Source organism: Serratia montpellierensis (assembly GCF_020858655.1).
GTDB lineage: Bacteria > Pseudomonadota > Gammaproteobacteria > Enterobacterales > Enterobacteriaceae > Serratia > Serratia montpellierensis.
In genome coordinates, this window is record NZ_VOSN01000021.1 from 214,906 (window position 1) to 218,196 (window position 3,291).

Annotated in this window: 1 protein-coding gene; it reads right to left on the reverse strand. The window is 67.9% G+C overall.

Features of this window, described 5'->3' with window-relative positions:
* The coding region (locus FUU19_RS21665; protein WP_304622324.1) for a non-ribosomal peptide synthetase at window positions 1-3,291 on the reverse strand (3,291 nt) is incomplete at both ends.

The following is a 3,291-nucleotide window of genomic DNA, read 5'->3' on the forward strand; positions in this document are numbered from 1 at the left end:
TTCATCCGCCAGGCGGATCAGCGCGGCGCGCACCAACGGACCGGAACCCAAGTCGAAAGGCGCCTCCGCCAGGCGCTGCGCCAGTTGTCGCGCCTGGCTCTGGGCATCCTGCTGCCCACGCAGATCGTGAACCGTCAACGGCAGCGCATCTGCCGGCAGAATGTGCGCCTGAGGCTGTCCCTCGACGGTGACAAACCGGCTACGCAACGCTTCGTGACGGGCATAGATCGCATCCAGGCTCTGTCGCCAGGCGGGCAGATCCAGCTCGCCGCGCAGGCTCAGCGCCAGGGGAATATGGTAAGTTTCACTCAGGCCTTCCAACTGAGTCAGGAACCACAAACGCTGCTGGGCAAACGACAGCGGCAACGCGGCGTCGCGCGGCATAGCCTCGATCGGCGGCAGCGCCTCATCAGTCCTGCGCAGCTGCTGCGCCAACACATGCAGCGTCGGGTTGGCGAACAGGGTCTGCAACGGCAGCTGCCATTCCACCTGCTGCAGACGGTTGGTCAGACGCACCGCCAGCAGCGAGTGGCCGCCCAGTTCGAAGAAGTTGTCGTGGCGGCCTACCCGCTCCACGTTCAGCAGGTCGCGCCAGATCGCCGCCAGCAGCGTTTCGTGTTCACCCTGCGGCGCTTCGTACACCGCCTGGCTCTGCGTCCCCTGCGGCTCCGGCAGCGCCCGCCGATCCAGTTTGCCGTTCGGCGACAGCGGCAACGCCGCCACCACCACCCAGGCCGACGGCACCATATAGTCCGGCAGCGCCGCGCTCAGATGCTGCCGCAGCACGCCCGCCAGCGTCTCTTCCGCCACGTCCGCGGCCGGCACCACCCACGCCACCAGCCGTTTGTCGTCGCCCACCGCCCGCGCATCCACCACCGCTTCGCGCACCGCCGGGTGCGTTGCCAGCGCCGCCTCTATCTCGCCGCATTCGATGCGGAAGCCGCGGATTTTCACCTGCTGGTCATTGCGCCCCAGGTACTCGATGTCGCCGTTCGCCAGATAGCGCGCCACGTCACCGGTGCGGTACATTCGCCCGCCCGGCGCGAACGGATCGCTCAGGAAGCGCTCCGCCGTCAATTCGGGCCGATTCAGATAGCCCCGCGCCACCTGCACCCCGCCGATATACAGCTCGCCCACCGCCCCCAGCGGCACCGGCTGCCCGTGCTCGTCCAGCAGGTAGATGCGCGTGTTGGCGATCGGCCGCCCGATCGGCACCGACACCCGGTCCGCCTCCCGCGAACAGTGCCAGGCGGTGACGTCCACCGCCGCCTCCGTCGGCCCATACAGGTTATGCAACTCCGCCTGCGGCAGCCGGCGGTAAAACTCCGCCACCAGCGCCGCCGGCAGCGCTTCCCCGCTGCACATCACCCGCACCACCTTGTCGCAGCGCGTCGCCGCCTGCCCGTCCGCCAGGAAGCTTTGCAGCATCGACGGCACAAAGTGCAGCGTGGTGACGCCGTACTGTTCGATCGCGCGGCTCAGGTAGTCCGGATCCTTGTGCCCTTCCGGCTTCGCCATCACCAGGCGCGCGCCGACCATCAGCGGCCAGAAGAACTCCCACACCGAGACGTCGAAGCCGAACGGCGTTTTTTGCAGCACCGTGTCCGCCGCCGTCAGGCCGTAGGCCTCCTGCATCCACACCAGCCGGTTGACCACCCCGCGGTGTTCGTTCATCGCGCCCTTCGGTTTACCGGTCGAACCCGAGGTGTAAATCACGTACGCCAGGTGCGACGCCTGCGCGCGCCGTTCCGGGTTCTCGGCGCTCAGCGTCTCCGGCAATGCCGCCTCCAGCGCCAGCTGCGGCGTCGCAGGCTCGCCCAGCGCCGCCCGGCCGGCGGCGTCCGCCAGCAGCAGCACCGGGTCGGCATCCTGCAGGATGTACTGCAGGCGCTCGCCCGGATAGGCCGGATCGAGCGGCACATAGGCGCCGCCGGCCTTGAGGATACCGAACAGCGCCGTCACCATGTTCAGGCCGCGTTCGGCGCACACCGCCACCCGGCTGTCCGGGCCGACGCCGCGCGCTATCAGCGCGTGTGCCAGCCGGTTGGCGCGGGCGTTCAGCTGGGCGTAGCTCAGGCTTTCCGTTCCGCTCACCAGCGCGATGGCGTCCGGCGTGCGGCGCACCTGCTGCTCGAACAGCGCCGCCAGGGTCTGATCCAGCGGGTAGCCACGCTCGGTGCGGTTCCAGCCATGCAGCAGCAGTTCGCGTTCCGCCTCAGGCACCACCGCCAGTGAACATACCGGCGTTTCCGGTGCCTGCTCCAGCGCTTGCGCCAGCGAGCCCAGCGCCTGCGCCATATAGTCGCACACCCGCTGGGCATCGACCGTCTCTGTCACCTGCGCCGTAATGCCGAGCGAATCGCCGCCGTCCTCCACCGATAACACAAACGGATAGTTGGTGCGCTCTTCGGCGCTCAGCAAGCTGACACCTTCCGGTAACGACACTGCCTCGCCGTTGTTATGGCGATAGTTGAGCAAGGCACTGAACAGCGGCGCCCCAGGGCTGACGCCGCTGCAGCGCTGCGCCAATGCCAGCGGCGCATGTTCATGCGCCAGCAGCCCGCTCAGCCGCACATGCGCCTCCCTTGCCGCCGCCTCCGCGCCTCGCCGATCGATGTCCAGGCGCAGTGGCAATGTGTTGATAAACAACCCCAATGCCCGTTCCGCGCCTTCGCCGCCCTGCAGGCGACCCAGCAATACGGTGCCGAACACGACCGCGTCTCGCCCGCTGACGCGCGCCAGCACCTGCGCCCAGGCCAGGTGGCACAGGCTGGCCAGGCTGACGCCCAGCCGCCGCGCCTGACGTCGCAATCGCAGATTCAGCGCCGAAGAGAGCGCCTGGTAGCGGCTGACGATTTGCCGTCCTTCACCATGCACATCGCTCAGGCCAAACGGCAGCACCGGCTCGCTGATATCCGCCAACATGTCGCGGAAGAAGCTTTCATGTTCTGCTTCGCTGAGCGTCAGGCGCGCCTGCGCCACCGCATTGCGGAACGGCTGGGCGGCGCCCAGCTGTGCGCCACGGCCGGCGAGGATCTCGCTGACCTCTTGCTCCATGAAGGCCAGCGTGGAGTGATCGCCAATCAGATGATGCCACTGCTGCAAAGCGCACCAGCAGCCGTCTTCCTCCTGCGCGACGGTAAAATTGAGCAGCGGCGCACGGGTCAGATCCTGCCGCTGATGCAGCGGATCAAAACTGGCCGCCAGCTGTTGCCAAATCGTACCCTCAGCCGGATCGAAACGCCGCTCGCTCAGCGCCAGCTCGGCCTTGCGCCACACCACCTGCACCGG